The following is a 19,683-nucleotide window of genomic DNA, read 5'->3' on the forward strand; positions in this document are numbered from 1 at the left end:
GCCGTGTGGGTGTCACGCGGCCCTTTGCCGGGCGGTCTCAAGGATCAGTCGTTCAGCGGAGCGGGATCATATGAAATCGCTCCTTCCATCAGGCCTTCGCCGTCTTCACCGTTGGTAAAGGACAGTGGCGTCGAATGGGTCAGGTTCAAGCGGTAGGTCGCATCCACGCCGATCGGACCGGATGTCCATGTGTCCTCGGGACCGGAGATGTGCTGGACCACGCCGCTTTGGTTGGTGAAAATGACATTGTCACCCGGTTTTGCATAGATGGTCGAAGGAAAATAGGACCCTTCCACGATCAGCACGGATTGGTTGTCGGCCTGAGCCGCACCGGCCCATAGCGCGCTGGCAGCAGCAATGGCGCAGGCACCCTTGCAGAATGATGTAAGCATCGACGTGCTCCTTGTAACGGCCCCACCCGGTTACGGATAAATTTGCTTAAGTGGTAAATGCGGCAAAAATTTGTCGATTTGCCGCCTTGTGCCCCTATTTTTCGTCTTCCTGCGCGGCCTGCGCCGCAAGCCAGGTGATGAAGGACCCAAGCGCCGCGCCGGTGTCGCGGTCCCTGGGCCAGACCAGATAGTAGCTGCCGATGCTCTGTGTGGTCTGGTCAGAGGCCAGGATCAACTGCCCGTCGCGCAGGTAGGGATCGGCAAAGAATGTCGGCAGCAGCGCAACGCCCAGACCGTGGATCGCCGCCTGCGCCATGGTGGAAAACTGATCAAAGACCATGCCTGCGGGCGGCTCGTCCCCCACGCCCAGTGCCGCCAGCCAGCGCGCCCAGCCTTTTGGCCGCGCTTCAAGGTGCAGCAAGGGATGGTTCAGCATCTCCGCCGCGTTGCGCACCGGCGCTTGCATCAGGTCGGGTGAACAGACGGGAACGACGATTTCGGGCATCAGGGGCAGGTAGCTGACGCCGGGCCAGTCCTCGCGTCCGAAATGGATCGCGGCGTCAAAGGTGCTGTCCTCGATCGCATAGGGTTTCAGCCGGGTGGAGAGGTTCACGGTGACTTCCGGATGGCTGCGGGCGAAATCGCGCAGGCGGGGGGCCAGCCAATGCATGCCGAAAGCGGGTAGGATCGACAGGTTCAGCGCGCCCCCCATCGGATTGGTCCGCGCCGCCACGCTGGCCTGGGCCAGTCGGTTCAGGATGTCGCGGACATGGCGGACATAGGACTGCCCGGCCTCTGTCAGGACAAGCTGCCGACCCTGCCGGGTCAGCAATTCGACGCCAAGCTGTTCCTCCAGCGTCTTGAGTTGCCGGCTGATCGCCGATTGTGTCAGCGCCAGTTCTTCTGCCGCGCGGGTGGCCGCGCCCAGCCGTGCCACGGCTTCAAACGCCAGCAGCGCAGAGATGGAGGGCAGGAAACGTCGGGGCGCGATCATCTATGACTTTTTCTCATATATGCAGGACAAAGCAGCGATAGTCATTCAGGGCCATTTTTGCAATACTGCGCGCAACCGCACCCCCCAATGGAGGAACCGCCATGAATGCCGAAGCCCCAGTCCTGCGCGCCAAGGATGCCCCCGATCTGGGCAGTTTTGACTGGACGGACCCGTTTCGTCTGGACAGCCAGCTGACCGAAGACGAGCGGATGATCCGCGACTCCGCAAAGGCCTATGCGCAGGAAAAGCTGCAACCCCGCGTCATCGACGCCTTTGCCAATGAGGAAACCGATCCGGAGATTTTCCGCGAGATGGGCGAAATGGGCCTGCTGGGCATCACCATCCCCGAGGAATACGGCGGTCTGGGCGGCGGATATGTGTCCTATGGTCTGGTTGCCCGCGAAGTGGAGCGGGTCGATTCCGGGTATCGCTCGATGATGTCCGTGCAAGCGAGCCTCGTGATGTATCCGATCTATGCCTATGGATCAGAGGCGCAGCGCAAGAAGTACCTGCCCAAGCTGTGTTCAGGCGAGTGGATCGGCTGTTTTGGCCTGACCGAGCCTGATGCCGGTTCCGACCCGGCGGGGATGAAGACCCGCGCGGTCAAGACCGCCACGGGTTACAAGCTCACCGGGTCCAAGATGTGGATTTCCAACGCACCGATCGCGGATGTTTTTGTGGTCTGGGCAAAATCCGACGAACACGGCGGCAAGATCCGCGGTTTCGTGCTGGAAAAGGGCATGAAGGGTCTGAGCGCGCCCAAGGTTGGCAACAAGCTGTCGCTGCGGGCCTCGATCACCGGTGAAATCGTCATGGACGGCGTTGAGGTGGGCGAGGATGCGCTGCTGCCGCATGTGCAGGGCCTCAAGGGGCCGTTCGGCTGCCTGAACCGCGCGCGTTACGGCATTTCATGGGGGGCGATGGGTGCGGCAGAATTCTGCTGGCACGCGGCGCGCCAATACGGGTTGGACCGCAAGCAGTTCGGCAAACCACTGGCCCAGACGCAATTGTTCCAGAAGAAACTGGCCGACATGATGACCGAAATCTCGCTGGGGTTGCAGGGGTCGTTGCAGGTGGGCCGCCTGATGGATCAGGCCAATGCCGCGCCGGAAATGGTTTCCATCGTCAAGCGCAACAACTGCGGCAAGGCGCTGGAGGTGGCGCGGCACGCTCGTGACATGCACGGCGGCAACGGCATTTCCGGTGAATTCCAGGTGATCCGTCACATGATGAATCTGGAAACCGTCAATACCTATGAAGGCACCCATGATGTGCATGCCCTGATCCTGGGCCGCGCGCAGACCGGCCTTCAGGCGTTCTTTTAAACCATCGGATTGAGGGGGCGTTCCTCCCCCTCAAACTCCCCCTCCGGATATTTCTTGCCAAAAAGAGACGGGATTGGCGCTGTTCTTTTGGCAATGGCGTGAATGTCCATGCTGCTGAGCAGGGGCGCGGCACGACGTCAACCGGCGCGCATCAGCCGTTGGCGGCTCGCTTTGGGCGGTAAGTCCGACCCGCCTTGGCCAACACATGTTCCCCCACAAATTGAAGTACTGCCGAGGCATTTGCGCACCATATTTAGGCACGCAAGAAAACGTTACTGCAAAACATTGGACGTGTTTTGCATTTGTTAACCATTGCGTAATAACTTCAACGCGCAACCCGCGACAGGAGTTCCGATGTTTCGAAATTTTTTTGCAGCCTGCGTTCTATCCCTTCTAGCACAACCGGTTCTTGCCGATGGCGCGCTGCCGGAATGCAGCCGTGCCGGGCCGGGCATGACTTTTTGCGGGGGTGAAGACTTCACGCGGATCGACCGTGGGCAGCTCAGGGGGATCAGCTATTGGCTGCATCCTGACGGTTTCATCTCGAAGATCCTGACCGAGAAGGACAGCAAGATCGCCGCCACCCAGCAGGCCATCGAGGCGCGGATCATCGAGATGATCAATGCGCGGGCAGGGGCCGCCGGGCAGAATTTCGAATTTGTCGATCTGGACAGCCGGTCGATCAACGGGGCCCCTTTCGGCACATTGACCTATCGTTTGGCGGGCCCGAAAAAAGCCACAACCGTGCTGCACAGCTATGCCGCCTTGAACGGTGTGGTGGTCCAGGTGCTCAGCCAGGTCGCGCCGCGCGGCACTGCTGACGACACAGAGGCGCTGAAACATGCGCATTTTGCAGCCGTGGGCGCGTTGAAACCGACGGGACCCGAAGCGGAACTCTGACCCTCAGTCGCGCGGCGCTGGGGCACCCCCCTCAAAGGCATTGCCGTTGACGTAGTCGCAGGGGGCCTCCTGCATTTCCAGATGCAGGCCGGTGCCCGTGTAGGGATGCGCGCGGGCAAGATCCTCGTCCACCTCGATGCCCAGACCGGGGGCGGTGGGCGCGGGGATGAACCCGTTCTCGACCCGGATGCTGCCCTTGATCAGTTGGTCATGGAACGGCGTTTCGATGGTTTCGGCCATCAGCAGATTGGGGATGGAGACGGCGAACTGGATGTTGGCCGCCCATTCGATGGGGCCTGCATAGAGATGCGGAGCCATCTGGGCGTTATAGACCTCTGCCATCGCCGCGATCTTCTTGGTCTCCCAGATGCCGCCGGACCTGCCCAGTGCCGGTTGCAGTATCGTCGCGGCCCCGGCCCGCAGGACGGGCGCGAATTCGGCCTTTGTGGTCAGTCGTTCACCTGTGGCGATGGGAATGCCGACAGCACCCGCAACCTGGGCCATCTGTGCCACATTGTCAGGCGGCACCGGCTCTTCGTACCAGAGCGGGGAATAGGGCGCGATGGCCTGGCCCAGCCGGATCGCGCCAGCGGTGGTGAACTGGCCATGGGTGCCAAACAGCAGGTCCGCCTTGTCGCCCACCGCCGCGCGGATCGCGGCGCAAAAGGCGACGGACAGGCTGATGTCGCTCATCGCGGGCATATGACCGCCGCGCAGGGTATAGGGCCCGGCGGGGTCGAATTTCACCGCCGTATAGCCCCGCGCAACGCAATCGGCAGCGGCTTCACCGGCCATCTGCGGCGAGGTCCAGAAATCGGCCAGGCTGTGCTGGGGCAGGGGATATAGGTAGGTATAGGCGCGCACCCGTTCGTTCACCCGCCCGCCGATCAGCGCATGTACCGGGCGGTCGCGGTCCTTGCCCAGGATGTCCCAGCAGGCGATCTCAAGCCCCGAAAAAGCTCCCATGACCGTCAGATCGGGCCGCTGGGTAAAGCCGCTGGAATAGGCCCGGCGGAACATCAGCTCGATGTTTTCGGGGTTCTCCCCGGCCATGTGGCGTTCGAACACATCCTTGATCACGGCGTGCATGGCGTCCGGCCCGACAGAGGCGGCATAGCATTCGCCCCAGCCGGTGATGCCGGTATCGGTGGTCAGCTTGACCAATATCCAATACCGCCCGCCCCAGCCGGGTGCGGGCGGCGCAGTCACGATGACGTCAAGATCGGCTAGCTTCACGGCGCCTTTCCTTCTTTATGCCCGAAATACTTCCGGGGGTCCGGGGGACTGGTCCCCCGGCGTTACCTGTCAAACAGGATCACGTTCCGCCGCGCGGCACCACCCTTGGTATCGGCAATCGCCTCGTTGATCTGGTCCAGCGACCAGCGCCCCGAGATCAACTCGTCCAGCTTCAGGCGGCCTTGCAGGTAAAGGTCCACCATCCAGGGAATGTCGCGCTGGATCACCACATCGCCCATCTTGGAGCCGACCATGCCCTGTCCCATGAAGGCCATCGTGACGGGTTCATAGGACGACATCGCGCCGGAATGGGGCATGCCCACCATGATCACCTTGCCGCCGCCCGCCAGATAGCGCGGTGCGGCATCATAGGCCGGGATCGCGCCCACGGTGACAATCACCGCGTCGGCGCCGCGCCCCATCGCCTTTTGCGCCGCGCGCCAGGGCTTTGCCTCGCTTGCCAATACGCCGTCAGTGGCACCGAATTCCTTTGCCACGGCCAGTTTCTCTTCGCTCATGTCCACGGCGACGATGCGCCGCGCCCCGGCGATGCGCGCACCCTGGATGGCGTTCAGGCCGACGCCGCCCGCACCGATCACCACAACGTCCTGACCCGCACGCAGACCGGCGGCGTTGACCACCGCACCAACTCCGGTGATCACGCCGCAGGCGATCAGGGCGGCGGCCTCCTTGGGGATGTCATGGCTGATCTTCACCACCTGGGTCTGTTCAACCACCACCTTTTCGGCAAAAGCGCCCGAGGCCATGGCCTGATGCAGTGTGCCACCGTCCGCTGTTTTCAGCGGGCCCTTGTCGCCGTCATAGGGCGTTTCGCAGACGGTCGGGCTGCCGCTGGCGCAACTGGGGCAGGTGCCGCAGGCCCGGATCAGGGTAACGACGACGCTGTCGCCCGCCTGCAGCCCCCGCACATTGGGACCCACCGCAGACACGCGGCCCGCGGCCTCGTGGCCATAGACCGCAGGCAAGGTGCCGCCCCAGGCCCCTTCGGCAAAGGAAATGTCGGAATGGCAGATCGCGACCGCATCCAGGGTCACTTCGACTTCGCTGCCCTCGGGCGCACGCAACTGCACCTCTTCGATGACCAGGGGGGCACCGAACTCATGGGCGACGGCGGCTTTGATCTTTTGCACGGGTAGAATCCTTTCGGGGGCGATTGGCATGGTGTCTGGGCGGCAGCCTGAACCGGAACAGCGGTCTGAGGCAACCGTGGATGTGTCTGGGTGTGCCGCTTTACGCTGCGTCGGTTCGCACAGCGGGACGGGCAAAAAGCAGGAGTGCCCCGACGGACAGGCACATCGCCAGCAGGAAGGGCGCGCCGGGCTGGTAGAAGGCGGTTCCTTTGTGGGTGAATGTTGCAAAGGTCCAGGTCATTGCCAAGGGCGACAGGATCATCGCCAGCGATGCGGCAGAGGTCAGCGCGCCCTGCAATTCGCCCTGCGCATTGGCGGCGACCCGTTGCGACATGATGCCCTGCAGGGCGGGCGGGATCACCCCTGCAAGTGCTGCCAGCGGCGTCAGGACCAGCGCCAGCGGGCCCGACGAAAGGCACCCCAGCGCGCCATAGGCGGCAATGGCAAAGACATGCCCCAGCACAACCGTGCCGCGTTCCCCGCACCAATGCAGCGCCAGCCGGATCGCGCCGCCCTGCACCAGCGCCATCACGGCCCCGAACAGCCCCAGCGACAGGCCGATCACGGCAGGCGTCCAGCCGAACCGCTCCTGTCCGAAGTAGGGCCAGACCGACGGATAGACGGCAAAGGCCACATGATAGAGGAAATAGACCACCAGCAATCGCCGCACGCCGGGCAGGCGGCCCAGATGGCGCACCACGCCCAATGGGTTCGCGCGCCGCCAGTCAAAGGCGCGGCGGTTCTCGGGGCGGACGGTTTCGCGCAGGACGGCCCAGCCCAGGATCACATTGCCGCTGGCAAGTCCTGCTGCGGCCCAGAAAGGCGCGCGGGTGCCGTATTCGGCCAGAACTCCGCCGATCAGCGGCCCCAGAACAAACCCGGCCCCAAAGCTGGCCCCGATCAGGCCAAAGTTGCGGGTGCGTTCGCCGGGGGCGGAGATATCGGCCATATAGGCGGTTGCGGTGCCCTGGGTGGCGGCGGTGATGCCGCCAACGATCCGGCCAGCCAGCAGCAGCCAGATACTGCCGGCCAGCGCCATGACCACGTAATCAGCCGCCATTACCAGAAGCGAGACCAGCAAGACGGGCCGCCGGCCAAAGCGGTCGGACAGACTGCCAAGCACGGGCCCGCAGAGAAACTGCATGACCGCAAAGCTGGTGGCCAGAACACCGCCCCAGAGCGCCGCCTGCGCCAGCGTGCCGCCGCGCAGTTCGCGGATCAGGTCCGGCATCACGGGGATCATCAGACCGATGCCCATGGCGTCGATCATCACGGTCAACATGATGAACAGCACCGCCGGCCGCATAAGCGTCAGAGCGACCGTGTCCGTGCGGCAAAACCTTCCGCCTGTCGGGTTGCGTCGCCGGTGCCGGAGCCGGGGGCAAAGACCGCGCGGTCAAGCTGCGGGTAGTCGGCGAGCGCAAGGGTTTCCAGCGAGGTGCGTTTGTCCAGCGCATCGAGGCAAAGCGCCTTGGTGATCTTTTGCGCTTCGGGGCGCGGCATGATCCTGGCCAGCGCGAAACTCAGGGCTTCGGCATGGATCAGGCCCAACCCGCTCTCAAGGTTGGATTGCATCCGGACGGGGCGGGGGGCAAAGCCGCCGGACAGCGCCTTGGCGTGGTCAAGGGCGGCGGCCAGTGACAGCGTGAGTTGCGGCACCACCATCCATTCCGCGAACCATGCCGCGCCGTCACGTTGGTGCTGGTGCGCGGCGGCGGATTGCAGGCTGCTGCGCAGGCCGGTGAACTGATGCCCCAGCGCCACCATGGCCGAGGGGGCCACCGGGTTCTGCTTTTGCGGCATGGTGGAAGAGGCGCCGCCCGAGCCAAGCGAGACTTCCTGCGTGTCACTGCCCGACAATGCGATCAGGGTCTGCCCCATATGCGCAAGCGCGGCTATCACCTGACCTTGCCAGTCTGCGATGCGCAGGATCGGCGTGCGGTCGGTGTGCCAGGACCGCTGCGGGTCATGCAGGCCCAGGGCCTCTGCCAGACCTTTGCGTGTCGCGGCAGCGTCATCCCCCAGCGCCGAGGCGGTGCCGGATGCGCCGGACAGCGACACCCAGAGCGAGGTCTTGCGCAGATGATCCAGCCCCGCCAGCGCGTCCAGCAGGGGGGTTCCGAACTGCGCCAGCACAGCGCCCCATGTGGTGGGCGTGGCGAACTGGCCATAGGTGCGGGCGGGCATCGGCTGATGCGCATGTTCCGCCGCTTTCTCCCCCAGCGTCTTGAGGATCTGGCGCAGGTCCGCTTCGGCCAATGCCAGCGCCTGCCGCAGGCGCAGCATCAGCCCGGTGTCGACGATGTCCTGGCTGGTGGCCCCCCAATGGACGTATTGCGCATGTTCCGGCGCGTTCATCTCGGCCCTGAAGGCCGCGACGAGGCCCGGCACCGGCACGCCGTTCTGCCCGGTGCTGGCCCCCAGCGCCCCCGGATCCACGGCGATTTCGAGCGAGGCACGATGGATCGCGGCGGCGGAGATTTCGGGGATCACCCCCTGAGCGCCCTGAACCTTGGCCAAAGCCCCTTCGACCAGCAGCATCGCGCGCAGTGCCGCGCTGTCGGTGAAAAGCCGCCCGGTCTCGCCGGGGTCGAACAGTTGCGCGAAAAGCGGTGAATCAAAAACCGATGCCGCCATCAGAACCGGCCCAAAGCCAGTGGGGATGTGTCAGACATGTCCGACGCCTTTCAGAAAATCGCTTAGCACGGTGGCGTATTCGCGGGGTTGTTCCACACAGGGCAGGTGGCCCGCTTTGCGGATCAGGTGGAATTTCGAGCCGGGCACCAGATCGACGGTCTCGCGCACCAGGTCGGGCGGGGTGGAGCCGTCCTCGGACCCTGCGATGCCCAGCAGCGGCAGGCGCAGGGAGGCGGTGGGCGTATAGAAGTCGGTGCCGGAAATCGCGGCGCAACAGCCTGCGTATCCGGCATCCTCACCGCGCACCAGCATATTGCGCCAGAGTTCAAGTTCCGGTTTGGCGCGGAAATCGGCGGCAAACCAGCGTTCCATCACCGCGTCGGCCAGGCTTTCGATACCGTCTTTCTCCACGGCGGCGATGCGTTCGGCCCACATCTGGGGGTTGCCGATCTTGGCGGCGGTGTTGCTCAGCACCATGGCGCGGACCAGGTCCAGCCGCTTGGTCGCCAGCCCCTGGCCGATCATTCCGCCGATCGAGAGACCCACAAAAACGCATTGCCGGACGCCGAGGAAATCCAGCAGCCGCTCGACATCCGTGATCAGCGCGCCCATCGCATAGGGCGCAGGCGGGCAGGACGACAGCCCATGCCCGCGCTTGTCGTAGCGGATGATCCGCAACCCCTTGGGCAGCATCGGCAGGATCGGGTCCCAGAGCCGCATGTCGGTCCCGAGCGAATTGGCGAAAACCACCGGCGCGCCGTCTTCGGGGCCGTCCACGCGGTAATGCAGGCGCACGTCGCCGGTATCGAAAATCTTCATCGGGGGTCTCCGTTCAGTTCAATTGTGGCCATGATCTGCCCATGGTCCGAGGCCAGTTTGTTATACGGCGCTTCGGGGTGGCTGCCATCGGTCAGGTGGTCGTTCAGCACGCTGAAATAGGTCATTTCGCCGATATGCCCTTTCCATTCAGGCAGGAAATGCCGTGACAGCATGATTTGGTCAATACTCTCGTAATTGCCGCCAAAGGCCGCCGTATAGACCATGTCACGCAGGGATTTGCGCACAAAGAGCTTTTCGGCGGAATGCAGGCGCAGCGCTTCGATGTCTTCGGTGATCTGTGCGCTTTCGGCTTCGGTATAGCGGTCGCCGCGATGTTTTGCATCATGGCGCAGCATCCAGGCATAGTTCCGGAACGGGACTTCGCCGGTGATGATCTCGGTGCTGACGGCATGTTCGCCATCGTTGAAGTCCCCCAGCACGATCACCGGACGGCCCGCGCGCAGCTCCTGAATGATGGCACCGCGCAGCACCCAGGCCTCTGCCATGCGGCGCATCGCGGCGCGGGCCGCACCCAGCGCGCGGCCTATCGGGTCATAGTGAGTCAGATCGGCCTCAGACGCGAAATCGGCACCTTCCGGCCGAATGTATTCGCCCAGTTTCGATTTCAGATGGCAGTTGAAGACCGTGACGATCTGATCGCCGACCGGCACCCGCACCTTGAGGATGGGTCGGCTCAGCTTGTGGATGGTGAAATGGCCACCCTCGTCGCCGCCAAAGGTCTGAAACGGGATCTGCAAGGGCTGGTCCATCACCTGGATCACCTGCGGTATCTCGGCAAATCCAAGCCGGGACAGCACCGCCACGCCGGGGCGGCGTTGGCCCGGTCCGCCGTCATGCACATTGGGTGCAAAACCAAGCGCGGCATCGCCATAGTCGCGATAGGCCAGCCGGTCGAATATCGCCCGGTGGCGATAGCGCTTGTCCTCGCCCGGCAGGGTGGCGGCATTGTTGTCCTGGCCATAGCGGTCGGCGCGGGCGATGGTGGCGCGCAGGGCGTCTTCTTCGAAGATCTCCTGAAAGCCGATCACATCCGCGTTCAGCGTTGCGATCTGGTCGGCCAGCCAATCCTCTTTCCAGGCGTATTCCTCGGGCGTGTAGGACTGGAACTTGTAGTATTCCTGATCCGGCCCGATCAGGTTTTTGACGTTGAAACTGGCGATGGTGAAAGCGGTCATAGGGTCTCCAGCGCGCGGGCGAACATGGCCGGGTCCACGTTGCCGCCCGAAATGGTGACAATCACATCCTCCCCCGCGATCTGATCGGCACGGTAGAGCGCGGCCGCCAGCGCCACGGCAGCACCCGGTTCGGCCACCAGCTTGAGCCGGTTGAAGGCCTGACCCATGGCCGCCAATGCCTCGTCCTCGCTGACGACAAGGCCGGGGCCGCACAGGCGTTTCATGATGGGAAAGGTGATATTGCCCGGTTGTGGCGTGATGATGGCATCGCAGATGTTGCCGGAGGTGCGGGTGTTCCGCTCGATCCTGCCCGCGTGGAGCGACCGCGCCACATCGTCAAAACCTTCGGGTTCTGCCGTGCGCACCCGCAGCCCCGGTGCGTCGGCCTCCAGCGCCAGCGCGATGCCGCTGGTCAGCCCCCCGCCACCGCAACAGACGATCACGTCGGCGGTGTCGATCCCCTGTTCCGCCGCCTGCTGTGCAATCTCAAGCCCGCAGGTGCCTTGTCCCGCGATCACCTCGGGTTCATCGAAAGGTTTGATCAGGGTCAATCCGCGTTCCCGGCTGAGCCGCTCACCGATTTCGTCGCGGTCCTCCGTGGCGCGGTCATAGGGGATGACCTCGGCCCCCAGCGCGGCGGTGTTTGCCAGTTTCAGTGCCGGGCTGTCGGCAGGCATGACGATGACAGCGGGCGCGCCATGCATGCGCGCGGCAAGGGCAACACCCTGCGCGTGGTTGCCCGACGAAAAGGCGATGACCCCTCGTGCGCGCAGCTGCGCGTCCAGCGCCGCCAGCGCGTTGTAGGCGCCGCGAAACTTGAAGCTGCCGGTGTGTTGCAGGCACTCCGGTTTGATCCAGACGCGCCGGCCCGCAATCTCGTCCAGGAACGGCGAAGACAAGAACGGCGTGCGGCGCGCATGGCCCTCAAGGCGGCGGGCGGCGGCGCGGATCATGTCGATGTTCATGTCATTTTTCCTATCCATTCCTTGAGGGCGGCAATGGCCTCTGGTTCATCCAGAAACGGCGCATGGCCGCGTCCGGGCACCCGGCCAGTGATCATGTCGGGGCGCCGTTCCTGCATGAGGGCGACGGTCTCAGCGCTCAGCAGGGCCGAGTTTTCGCCCCAGATCAGTGCCAGCGGCAGATCTTGCAGCGCATCGAAATAGGGCCAAAGGTCGACCTCCTGATCGGACATCGCCAGCGTCGCGTCGCGCAGTTGCTTGTCATAGGTGATCTCAAGGCCCGTGTCGGTCTCGCGGTACTGCTTTTGCGCCTCGGCCAGCCAGCGCTCTTCCGGCACGTCGTCGAAGCCGACAAAGACATGCTTCATCGCGGCAGCTGCTTCCGGGTAGGTGCGCGCGGCGGGAGTGCGGCCCAGATACCCCTTGAGAAATTCGATGAATCCAGGGTCGATCTTTGGGCCGACATCGTTCAGGGCGACGCCCAGCAGGTGGCTCTTGGCCCCGGCGGCCAGCCCCATGGCGTTCAGCCCCCCGCGCGAGGTCCCCAGAATGGCCACTTTGCCAAGCCCCAGATGCGCCAGCAGTTCCAGCACATCGCGGCATTCGATCGGCAGGCTGTAGTTCTGCCAGTTCGGATCGAAATCAGATTGACCGCGCCCGCGATAATCCATCCGGATTACACGGTTGCCCGCCAGATGTGGCGCGACATAGTCGAAATCCTCGGTGGTGCGGGTCAGCCCGGCAAGGCAGAGGATCGGCAGGCCCTCGCCTGTGTCGGAATAATACAGTGAAAGTCCGTCAGAAGTGGTGAAATGTGCCATCAGAGCCCTGTCAGTTTTGGAATGTCCGTGAGATTGGTCAGAACATGCGCAGGGGTCCAGGGCAGGCGGTCCATCGGCTCCCCGCTGCGGTTGACCCAGGCGGTGGCAAAGCCATAGCCGGTTGCCGCCGCCGCATCCCAGCCGTTGGAAGAGACAAACAGCACCTCGTCGCGCGCACAGCCGAAGTGTTTGCCCACCAGATCATAGACCGCGGCGTCGGGTTTGAAGATGCCGACAGTTTCCACCGAGAGCGATACATCCAGCAGATCGCCGATCCCGGCGCTGTCGACAGCGCCCTGCAACATCGCGGGTGATCCGTTGGAGAGGATCGCCGTGTTCAGCCCGCCCTGTTTCAACGCGGCGAGCATGGCGGGGACTTCCGGGTAGGCCTGCAATTCCCAATAAAGCGCCAGCAGACGCTCGCGCAGGGCCGCGTCGCCTGCGTGGCCGGTTTTTTCCAGGGCCCAGTCCAGCCCGTTCCGGGTGACAATCCAGAAATCCTCATGCGCCCCGGTGACGGCGCGCAGCCAGGAATATTGCAACTGCTTGCTGCGCCAGTGTTCTGCCAGGATCGGCCAGTCCTCCCGGATCGCGGCAAATGCAGGTTCCGACGCGGCCTGACGCGCGGCGGCGGCGACGTCGAACAGCGTGCCGTAAGCGTCGAAAACGCAGGTGGTGATGGGCATGACGGCCTCCTAGCTGGGGGTAGATTGTCACGCTGCGCCCGGCCTTGAAAGACCCGAAATGGCCCTTCGCGCACCTTTGGGCCGGGGGGTTTACACCCGTGCCATGCTTTGAAAAGGTAGCGCGAATCCGAAGCACCCGCGCAGATACGCGGCCTTTTACACATTCCCGAACACATTGGAGATCTTCATGACTGAGGTAAAATCAGGCGATAAAGTTGCTATTCACTACACCGGCACGCTGCTGGACGGCACGAAATTCGACAGTTCCGAAGGGCGTGACCCGCTGGAATTCGAAGTCGGCTCCGGCCAGATCATTCCGGGCCTCGACGGTGCCCTGCCGGGCATGGCAGTGGGCGAAAAGAAAGTGGTCAAAGTGCCCAGCACCGAAGCATACGGCGCGGTGAACCCCGAAATGCGCCAGGAAGTGCCGCGCGAAGGCATCCCGGCGGACATCCCGCTTGAAGTCGGCACGCAGTTGCAGATGCAGACACCGGACGGGCAGGCGCTGCCGGTGACCGTGGTGGATGTGGACGAAGCGACCGTCACGCTGGATGCCAACCACCCGCTGGCAGGCAAGGACCTGCAATTCGACATCGAAGTCGTCAGCATCGGCTGAGGCGTGCAGGCGGGGCGTGGTCCCCGCCTTGGCAGGGTCAGGGTCGCGGATTGAGGTTCTGGAACTGCTTTTCGATCTCGCGGGCCAGGGCTTGCGGGTCGACCTGGCCAGCAGATTCCGGCTGTGCTGTCGGGGTCTGACCGGGGCGATTGACCTTCACCCGGTCGCGCGGCCGGGCGCTGACCTGAATTTGTGTGCCTTGCGCACCCTGCGGCAGGGCAGCTTGTGCCGTGTCGGGCGTGCTGCGGCCCATGACGGCGATAATGGCGTCGCTGCCCGCAATCGCCAGCGCGCGGCGCAACTCAGGCTCCACCCGAAGGATGGCGGCGATTGTCAGCACCAGCAGGATGCCCACGATCCTGGACCAGAACAGCGCGCGGCGTGATCTGTCCCGACGCGACTGAATGACTTCATGGCGGTATGTTTCTGCAAAGTCCATTTGGGCCATCTACAAAGCGAATTCGGCAAAAACAGGGCGCGCAGTTGATTTCTGCGCGGACGGAAAATTCGAATTTTCCGGGCCGGACTTTTCGAAAAGTCCGATCCCCCCTCGCAGATGTCCGTCCTTGGGCCTATGGAGAGGCATGAACAGCGATACCGCCTTTGAAATCTTCCTTGTCTGCGCTCCGGGGCTGGAGGCCGTCCTGCTTGAGGAGGTCATCGAGAAAGGCTTTGCCACACCCATGGTCGGGCCGGGGGGCGTGACGATCAGCGGCGGCTGGCCCGAGGTCTGGCGCGCAAACCTCGAACTGCGCGGGGCCACGCGGGTGCTGGTGCGGATCGGGCAGTTCATGGCGTTTCATCTGGCGCAACTGGACAAACGTGCGCGCAAGTTCCCCTGGGGCGAGGTGCTGCGCACGGATGTGCCTGTGAAGGTGCAGGTGACCTGCAAGGCGTCCAGGATTTATCACGCAGGCGCTGCCACCCAACGAATCGAGACGGCGCTGCGCGAAAGTCACGGGATCACGGTTTCGCCCGAGGCCGAACTGGTGATCAAGGTGCGGATCCATGACAATGCGGTCACCATCAGCCTCGATACCAGTGGCGAGGCCCTGCACAAGCGGGGCCACAAGGAAGCGGTCGGCAAGGCCCCGATGCGTGAAAATCTGGCGGCGTTGTTCCTGCGCCAATGCGGCTATGACGGGACCGGGCCGGTGCTGGACCCGATGTGCGGCTCCGGCACCTTTCTGATCGAGGCGGCAGAGATCGCGGCGGGGCTGAAACCGGGGCGCAGCCGAAGCTTTACCTTCGAGAACCTGGCCAGTTTCGATCCGGCACGCTGGCAAGAGATGCGCGGCAGTACGCCGAGCACGCCGCCAGAGAACCGTTTCTTCGGATCGGACCGCGATGCCGGGGCGATCCGCATGAGCAGCGCCAATGCCGCGCGCGCCGGTGTGGCGGAGTGGATCACCTTTGCCTGCCATGGTGCCGGTGAAGTGATGCCGCCCGACGGCCCGCCCGGCCTTGTCATCGTGAACCCGCCCTATGGTGCGCGGATCGGGAACAAGAAGCTGCTCTATCCGCTCTACGGCACTTTGGGGCAGACCCTGTTGAGCCGGTTCAAGGGTTGGCGTGTCGGGCTGGTCACAAGCGAGCCGCCGCTGGCCAAGGCGACGGGGCTGCCGTGGCAGCCGCAGGGCGCGCCGGTGGCCCATGGGGGTATGAAGATCTGGTTGTGGCAGACACCGCCGCTGCGCTGAGGCGGGGGGGGACCTACCTGGCCGAGTTTTCCGCCGCTCCGGTGTCAGTGCTTGCGCCGACGTGGCGTTGGAGCATTTGAGGCATAAAGAAGCATGAGGTTTCGCTTCTTTATGCCAGAAATACTCGAATGCGAGGTGAGCCAGTGGCGCGCCAATTGCGTGGGCGCGCCTGCATTCAGAGGTTCTCGGCCTGTGGCATCCCCAGAACGTGATACCCGCCATCGACGTGAATGATCTCTCCGGTGGTGCAGGCCCCGGCATCGGAGGCAAGGTAGACCGCCGTTCCGCCCACGGCCTCAAGCGTCGCATTGGCGCGCATCGGTGCGTTCTGATCGGTGTGCTTGTAGGTCTTGCGCGCCCCGCCGATCGCGGCCCCGGCCAGTGTTTTCATCGGGCCGGGCGAGATCGCGTTCACGCGAATGCCCTCCGGGCCCAGGTCATTGGCCAGATAGCGCGTCGCACTTTCCAGGGCGGCCTTTGCCACCCCCATCACGTTGTAGTTCGGCACTACCTTGTTCGAGCCCTGATAGGTCAGGGTCAGCAGGGTGCCGCCATTGGCCACCATCAGCGGATGCGCACGGCGGGCCATCTCGATGAAGCTGTAGGCAGAAATGTCGAGCGAGTGTTTGAAGTTGGCACGGCTGGTGTTCAGGAACCGGCCTGTCAGTTCGGATTTGTCCGAAAAGGCAATCGCATGGACGACAAAGTCGATGGTCGGCCAGCGTGCTGCCAGATTGCCGAAAGCGAGGTCGAGCGAAGCGTCGTCAGTGACGTCCACATCAACCATGAAGTCCGAGCCGACGCTTTCGGCAAGCGGCTTCAACCGGCTGCCAAATGCCTCGCCCTGATAGGTAAAGGCCAGTTCCGCACCCGCCTCTGCCATCGCTTTTGCGATACCCCATGCGATGGAGCGTTCGTTGGCGACCCCCATGATGAGGCCGCGTTTTCCCTTGAGCATATCTGACATGATCCGGTCCTACCCCTGAAACTTCGACAGGATCATCGACCCGTTGGTGCCGCCAAACCCGAAAGAGTTGGTCATGACCGAATCCAGACCCGCATTGTCCACCCGCTCCATCGCGATTTCGGCTGGGTCCAGTGCGGGGTCCAGATTCTCGACGTTGATCGACGGGGTGATGAAATCATGTTCCAGCATCAGCAGGCAAAAGATCGCCTCCATCGCGCCGGCAGAGCCCTGGCCGTGGCCGGTCATCGACTTGGTTGAGCTGACCGGCGGGGTTTTGCCCTGGCCAAATACCCGGCGCACGGCTTCGATCTCGCCCACATCGCCGACGGGTGTGGAGGTGCCATGGGCATTGATATAGCTGACCTTGCGGCCCTCGGGCAGGGTGGCCAGGGCCAGTTCCATGGCGCGCTGGCCGCCTTCGCCGGAGGGGGCGACCATGTCATGCCCGTCGGAAGTGGCGGCAAAGCCGGTGACTTCTGCATAGATCTTCGCGCCGCGCGCCCTGGCGTGCTCCAGGTCTTCGAGCACCACGATGCCGCCGCCGCCGGTGATCACGAAACCGTCGCGATTGGCGTCAAAGGCACGGGATGCCTTTTCGGGGGTGTCGTTGTACTTGCTGCTCATCGCGCCCATGGCGTCAAAGAGGCAGGACAGGGTCCAGTCCAGTTCTTCGCCGCCGCCGGCGAACATCACGTCCTGTTTGCCCATCATGATCTGTTCTGCCGCCGACCCGATGCAGTGCAGAGAGGTCGAACAGGCCGAGGTGATGGAATAGTTGATGCCCTTGATCTTGTAGGCGGTGCTGAGGTTCGCGCTGATCGTGGAGGACATGCATTTGGGCACGGCAAAGGGGCCGATGCGCTTGGTCGCGCCTGTGTCCTTGACCACATTATGCGCCGCGAACATGGCGGATGTCGACGGCCCGCCGGACCCCGCGATCAACCCGGTGCGCGGATTGCTGATCAGGCTTTCGTCCAGCCCCGCATCGGCAATCGCCTGACCCATGGCAATATGGGCATAGGCCGCACCCGGCCCCATGAAGCGCAGGGTGCGCTTGTCGATGTGATCCGCCACGTCGATCTTGAGTGTCCCGGCGATGCGGCTGCGAAAGCCGTGCTCGGCCATTTCCTCGCTTGCAACGATCCCAGATGTGCCCGCCTTGAGAGCGGTAAGCACTTCTTCGGCGTTGTTTCCGATCGAGGACACAATCCCCAAACCTGTGACGACGACGCGGCGCATGGGCGCACTCCTTTGATGGTCTTTGCTCTGTTTAAGACAGGTCTGTCCGGTCACGCAACCGGATTGGCAGGGCCGGGGAGGATCGTGGAGGGTCGCCCGGCCCGATCTGCGGCCCGTCTCAGCTTTCGCTCAGCGCGACCTTCATGTCCTTGACTTCATAGATCACTTCACCATCGGCTTCGACGATGCCGTCGGCCACGCCCATGGTCAGGCGGCGGGTCTGGATCGCCTTGGTAAAGTCGATCTTGTAGGTCAGCATCTTGCGGTCGGGGCGGACCATACCCTTGAGCTTGACCTCGCCCACACCCAGCGCATAGCCGCGCCCCTGCCAGCCGCGCCAGCCCAGGTTGAAGCCGGTCAGCTGCCACAGGCCGTCCAGGCCCAGACAGCCCGGCATGATCGGGTTGCCCGGAAAATGGCATTCAAAGAACCACAGGTCAGGGGTGATGTCGAATTCCGCAGTGATATGACCCTTGCCATGGGCACCACCATCGCCGGAGACGTCGGTGATACGATCCATCATCAGCATCGGGGGGGCGGGCAATTGCGCATTGCCGGGGCCGAACAATTCTCCGGCGGCGCATTTCAGCAGTGCGTCCTTGTCGAAACTCGTGGGGTAGTCGGCCATGTGGCGGCTCTCCTGCTCGGGTCATTCCAGTCTTCCCCGTCTAGCATTGCGATATTGCGCGCCGCAAGGGCTGCGACCCTGTGGCCCGATTTCCGAATATCAATTGAAAATCCCGCCCGAAGTGCTTAATACAGAACGAGGAACAGACAATGGGGCCGGGATGGAGCAGACACATCAGGACAATGGCAAACGATGGCTGGAGCAGGCTGGCGTGCGCCCGACGCGGCAGCGTGCCATACTTGCGCGTCTGCTGGTAGGGGACGGCAAGCATCGCCACGTCACTGCCGAAAGCCTGTTCGAGGCAGCCAAGGGGCAGGGTGATTCCGTATCGCTCGCCACCGTTTACAATACCTTGCGCGCGTTCTGCGAAGCAGGGCTGTTGCAGGAAGTCACCGTTGACGGGTCCAAAAGCTATTTCGACACCAACACCCATGACCACCCGCATTTCTATTGGGAAGACGATGGCAGGCTGACCGACGCGGCGTCGGATCAACTGATCATCTCGAACCTGCCGGATGCACCCGAAGGGGCCGAGATCGCCTCTGTCGATGTGGTGATCCGCCTGCGGCGCAAGGCTTGATCCCGGTCAGGGTTATGTGTTCATGACCCATCCGCTGCTCTCTGAGGATCTGATTGACACCTATCAGCGCGACGGCGTCGTGCTGATCAAGGGGTTGTTTGCAGATCATGTGGCGGCGCTGCGCGACGGGGTCGAACGCAATATCGCCGCACCCGGACCCTATGCGTCAAACAATGACAAACCGGGAGAGACCGGGCGTTTCTTTGACGACTATTGCAATTGGCAGCGCATTCCCGAATTCGAAGCGGTGATCCGGCAATCGGACGCGGCGCAGGTGGCGGCGGAACTGATGCAAAGTGCGACAGCGCAGGTGTTTCACGATCATGTTCTGGTCAAGGAACCCGGCACCTCCATGGCCACGCCCTGGCATCAGGATGGGCCGTATTACTTTGTCGAAGGGCAGCAGACCGTCAGCTTCTGGTCGCCGCTTGACCCGGTGCGCGAGGCATCGCTGCGCTGCGTCGCGGGGTCGCATCTGTGGGAAAAGCCCGTTCTGCCGACCCGTTGGGTCAAGGGTGACGCGTTTTTCGACCCTGAACCCTATATGCCCGTCCCCGACCCTGACGCCGAAGGCATGGACATCCGCGAATGGGAGATGGCACCGGGCGATGCGGTGGCCTTCAACTACGGAATCCTGCACGGCGCGCGGGGCAATACCAGCGCGGCGCGCAGGCGGGCGTTCTCGCTGCGGCTTGTGGGCGACGATGCACGCTATGTGGAACGGCCCGGACCAACGTCGCCGCCGTTTCCGGGGCATGACATGGTGCCGGGGCAAAAGCTGCGCGAGGACTGGTTTCCTGTGCTTTGGGGCCGCTGAGCTGATCAGGTAAGCAG

21 protein-coding genes are annotated in these 19,683 nt (G+C 63.5%); 6 read left to right on the plus strand and 15 right to left on the minus strand.

Annotated features, from left to right (window positions below; all coding sequences use genetic code 11):
* Positions 1 to 44 precede the first annotated feature (44 nt).
* Together A8B82_RS00965 and A8B82_RS00970 are read right to left on the minus strand one after the other, a co-directional pair.
* The gene (locus tag A8B82_RS00965) at positions 45 to 392 is read right to left on the minus strand and encodes a cupredoxin domain-containing protein (protein WP_067287122.1); all 348 of its coding nucleotides are present in this window, start codon (positions 390 to 392) and stop codon (positions 45 to 47) included.
* 94 nt (positions 393 to 486) lie between these two features.
* Positions 487 to 1,386 (minus strand): LysR substrate-binding domain-containing protein, encoded by a 900-nt coding sequence (locus A8B82_RS00970; protein WP_067287125.1) that lies wholly within the window; start codon positions 1,384 to 1,386, stop codon positions 487 to 489.
* 101 nt (positions 1,387 to 1,487) lie between these two features.
* On the opposite strand from A8B82_RS00970, the gene A8B82_RS00975 reads away from it, so the two are divergent.
* Together A8B82_RS00975 and A8B82_RS00980 are read left to right on the plus strand one after the other, a co-directional pair.
* Positions 1,488 to 2,711 carry an acyl-CoA dehydrogenase gene (locus A8B82_RS00975; RefSeq protein ID WP_067287128.1) on the plus strand — a complete coding sequence of 408 codons (1,224 nt, stop codon included), beginning with the start codon at positions 1,488 to 1,490 and terminating at the stop codon, positions 2,709 to 2,711.
* 354 nt (positions 2,712 to 3,065) lie between these two features.
* On the plus strand, positions 3,066 to 3,611 hold the full coding sequence (locus A8B82_RS00980) for a hypothetical protein (RefSeq protein WP_067287130.1): 546 nt from the start codon (positions 3,066 to 3,068) through the stop codon (positions 3,609 to 3,611).
* 3 nt (positions 3,612 to 3,614) lie between these two features.
* Here the strand turns inward: A8B82_RS00980 and A8B82_RS00985 are convergent, their stop codons facing one another.
* The 9 genes from A8B82_RS00985 to A8B82_RS01025 form a co-directional block, all read right to left on the minus strand.
* Entirely contained in the window at positions 3,615 to 4,847 is a 1,233-nt protein-coding gene (locus A8B82_RS00985) for a mandelate racemase/muconate lactonizing enzyme family protein (RefSeq protein ID WP_067287132.1), read from the minus strand.
* Between the two features lie 62 nt (positions 4,848 to 4,909).
* Positions 4,910 to 5,998, minus strand: coding sequence for a zinc-binding dehydrogenase (locus tag A8B82_RS00990; RefSeq protein WP_067287134.1), 1,089 nt, complete (start codon positions 5,996 to 5,998; stop codon positions 4,910 to 4,912).
* Between the two features lie 100 nt (positions 5,999 to 6,098).
* On the minus strand, positions 6,099 to 7,304 hold the full coding sequence (locus tag A8B82_RS00995; RefSeq protein ID WP_067287136.1) for a TCR/Tet family MFS transporter: 1,206 nt from the start codon (positions 7,302 to 7,304) through the stop codon (positions 6,099 to 6,101).
* 5 nt (positions 7,305 to 7,309) lie between these two features.
* A complete protein-coding gene (locus tag A8B82_RS01000; RefSeq protein WP_067287138.1) occupies positions 7,310 to 8,635 on the minus strand; it encodes a lyase family protein in 1,326 nt (441 codons plus the stop codon).
* Positions 8,636 to 8,665: 30 nt separating this feature from the next.
* Entirely contained in the window at positions 8,666 to 9,454 is a 789-nt protein-coding gene (gene pcaD / locus A8B82_RS01005; protein WP_067287139.1) for a 3-oxoadipate enol-lactonase, read from the minus strand.
* A complete protein-coding gene (locus A8B82_RS01010) occupies positions 9,451 to 10,650 on the minus strand; it encodes an endonuclease/exonuclease/phosphatase family protein (RefSeq protein WP_067287142.1) in 1,200 nt (399 codons plus the stop codon). The genes pcaD and A8B82_RS01010 overlap by 4 nt, the downstream gene beginning before the upstream one ends.
* Positions 10,647 to 11,615 carry a threonine ammonia-lyase gene (locus A8B82_RS01015; protein ID WP_067287153.1) on the minus strand — a complete coding sequence of 323 codons (969 nt, stop codon included), beginning with the start codon at positions 11,613 to 11,615 and terminating at the stop codon, positions 10,647 to 10,649. The genes A8B82_RS01010 and A8B82_RS01015 overlap by 4 nt, the downstream gene beginning before the upstream one ends.
* Positions 11,612 to 12,433, minus strand: a complete 822-nt coding sequence (locus A8B82_RS01020) for an alpha/beta fold hydrolase (RefSeq protein WP_067287156.1) — start codon at positions 12,431 to 12,433, stop codon at positions 11,612 to 11,614. Before A8B82_RS01020 ends, A8B82_RS01015 begins: the two co-directional genes overlap by 4 nt.
* A complete protein-coding gene (locus tag A8B82_RS01025; protein WP_067287157.1) occupies positions 12,433 to 13,119 on the minus strand; it encodes a haloacid dehalogenase type II in 687 nt (228 codons plus the stop codon). The genes A8B82_RS01020 and A8B82_RS01025 overlap by 1 nt, the downstream gene beginning before the upstream one ends.
* Before the next feature lie 187 nt (positions 13,120 to 13,306).
* Between A8B82_RS01025 and A8B82_RS01030 the strand changes: the two genes are divergently transcribed.
* A complete protein-coding gene (locus A8B82_RS01030) occupies positions 13,307 to 13,735 on the plus strand; it encodes an FKBP-type peptidyl-prolyl cis-trans isomerase (protein ID WP_067287160.1) in 429 nt (142 codons plus the stop codon).
* Between the two features lie 37 nt (positions 13,736 to 13,772).
* On the opposite strand, the gene A8B82_RS01035 is transcribed toward A8B82_RS01030, so the two are convergent.
* Entirely contained in the window at positions 13,773 to 14,174 is a 402-nt protein-coding gene (locus A8B82_RS01035; protein ID WP_067287163.1) for a hypothetical protein, read from the minus strand.
* Positions 14,175 to 14,319: 145 nt separating this feature from the next.
* On the opposite strand from A8B82_RS01035, the gene A8B82_RS01040 reads away from it, so the two are divergent.
* Positions 14,320 to 15,435, plus strand: a complete 1,116-nt coding sequence (locus A8B82_RS01040) for a THUMP domain-containing class I SAM-dependent RNA methyltransferase (protein ID WP_067287165.1) — start codon at positions 14,320 to 14,322, stop codon at positions 15,433 to 15,435.
* A 175-nt stretch (positions 15,436 to 15,610) separates the two neighbouring features.
* Here A8B82_RS01040 and A8B82_RS01045 read toward each other — a convergent pair whose 3' ends face one another.
* From A8B82_RS01045 to fabA, 3 genes are all read right to left on the minus strand, one after another.
* Positions 15,611 to 16,402, minus strand: coding sequence for an enoyl-ACP reductase FabI (locus A8B82_RS01045; RefSeq protein WP_067287167.1), 792 nt, complete (start codon positions 16,400 to 16,402; stop codon positions 15,611 to 15,613).
* Between the two features lie 9 nt (positions 16,403 to 16,411).
* Positions 16,412 to 17,641, minus strand: coding sequence for a beta-ketoacyl-ACP synthase I (gene fabB, locus A8B82_RS01050; protein ID WP_067287170.1), 1,230 nt, complete (start codon positions 17,639 to 17,641; stop codon positions 16,412 to 16,414).
* A 118-nt stretch (positions 17,642 to 17,759) separates the two neighbouring features.
* Positions 17,760 to 18,269 carry a bifunctional 3-hydroxydecanoyl-ACP dehydratase/trans-2-decenoyl-ACP isomerase gene (fabA, locus tag A8B82_RS01055; protein WP_067287173.1) on the minus strand — a complete coding sequence of 170 codons (510 nt, stop codon included), beginning with the start codon at positions 18,267 to 18,269 and terminating at the stop codon, positions 17,760 to 17,762.
* Positions 18,270 to 18,429: 160 nt separating this feature from the next.
* Between fabA and irrA the strand changes: the two genes are divergently transcribed.
* Both irrA and A8B82_RS01065 read left to right on the plus strand, forming a co-directional pair.
* Positions 18,430 to 18,849: an iron response transcriptional regulator IrrA gene (gene irrA / locus A8B82_RS01060; protein ID WP_067287175.1), complete on the plus strand. Its 420-nt coding sequence runs from the start codon at positions 18,430 to 18,432 to the stop codon at positions 18,847 to 18,849.
* A 22-nt stretch (positions 18,850 to 18,871) separates the two neighbouring features.
* Positions 18,872 to 19,666, plus strand: a complete 795-nt coding sequence (locus tag A8B82_RS01065) for a phytanoyl-CoA dioxygenase family protein (RefSeq protein WP_067287178.1) — start codon at positions 18,872 to 18,874, stop codon at positions 19,664 to 19,666.
* The last annotated feature ends 17 nt before the right edge of the window (positions 19,667 to 19,683 follow it).

The organism is Sulfitobacter sp. EhC04 (genome assembly GCF_001650875.1).
Taxonomy (GTDB): Bacteria; Pseudomonadota; Alphaproteobacteria; order Rhodobacterales; family Rhodobacteraceae; genus Sulfitobacter.

Bases quoted from the DNA above. Each gene is read 5' to 3' on its own strand.
- A8B82_RS00965 (WP_067287122.1), bottom strand. From the start codon at position 392: ATGCTTACATCATTCTGCAAGGGTGCCTGCGCCATTGCTGCTGCCAGC.
- A8B82_RS00970 (WP_067287125.1), bottom strand. From the start codon at position 1,386: ATGATCGCGCCCCGACGTTTCCTGCCCTCCATCTCTGCGCTGCTGGCG.
- A8B82_RS00975 (WP_067287128.1), top strand. From the start codon at position 1,488: ATGAATGCCGAAGCCCCAGTCCTGCGCGCCAAGGATGCCCCCGATCTG.
- A8B82_RS00980 (WP_067287130.1), top strand. From the start codon at position 3,066: ATGTTTCGAAATTTTTTTGCAGCCTGCGTTCTATCCCTTCTAGCACAA.
- A8B82_RS00995 (WP_067287136.1), bottom strand. From the start codon at position 7,304: ATGCGGCCGGCGGTGCTGTTCATCATGTTGACCGTGATGATCGACGCC.
- A8B82_RS01000 (WP_067287138.1), bottom strand. From the start codon at position 8,635: ATGGCGGCATCGGTTTTTGATTCACCGCTTTTCGCGCAACTGTTCGAC.
- pcaD (WP_067287139.1), bottom strand. From the start codon at position 9,454: ATGAAGATTTTCGATACCGGCGACGTGCGCCTGCATTACCGCGTGGAC.
- A8B82_RS01010 (WP_067287142.1), bottom strand. From the start codon at position 10,650: ATGACCGCTTTCACCATCGCCAGTTTCAACGTCAAAAACCTGATCGGG.
- A8B82_RS01015 (WP_067287153.1), bottom strand. From the start codon at position 11,615: ATGAACATCGACATGATCCGCGCCGCCGCCCGCCGCCTTGAGGGCCAT.
- A8B82_RS01020 (WP_067287156.1), bottom strand. From the start codon at position 12,433: ATGGCACATTTCACCACTTCTGACGGACTTTCACTGTATTATTCCGAC.
- A8B82_RS01025 (WP_067287157.1), bottom strand. From the start codon at position 13,119: ATGCCCATCACCACCTGCGTTTTCGACGCTTACGGCACGCTGTTCGAC.
- A8B82_RS01030 (WP_067287160.1), top strand. From the start codon at position 13,307: ATGACTGAGGTAAAATCAGGCGATAAAGTTGCTATTCACTACACCGGC.
- A8B82_RS01035 (WP_067287163.1), bottom strand. From the start codon at position 14,174: ATGGACTTTGCAGAAACATACCGCCATGAAGTCATTCAGTCGCGTCGG.
- A8B82_RS01040 (WP_067287165.1), top strand. From the start codon at position 14,320: ATGAACAGCGATACCGCCTTTGAAATCTTCCTTGTCTGCGCTCCGGGG.
- A8B82_RS01045 (WP_067287167.1), bottom strand. From the start codon at position 16,402: ATGTCAGATATGCTCAAGGGAAAACGCGGCCTCATCATGGGGGTCGCC.
- fabB (WP_067287170.1), bottom strand. From the start codon at position 17,641: ATGCGCCGCGTCGTCGTCACAGGTTTGGGGATTGTGTCCTCGATCGGA.
- fabA (WP_067287173.1), bottom strand. From the start codon at position 18,269: ATGGCCGACTACCCCACGAGTTTCGACAAGGACGCACTGCTGAAATGC.
- irrA (WP_067287175.1), top strand. From the start codon at position 18,430: ATGGAGCAGACACATCAGGACAATGGCAAACGATGGCTGGAGCAGGCT.
- A8B82_RS01065 (WP_067287178.1), top strand. From the start codon at position 18,872: ATGACCCATCCGCTGCTCTCTGAGGATCTGATTGACACCTATCAGCGC.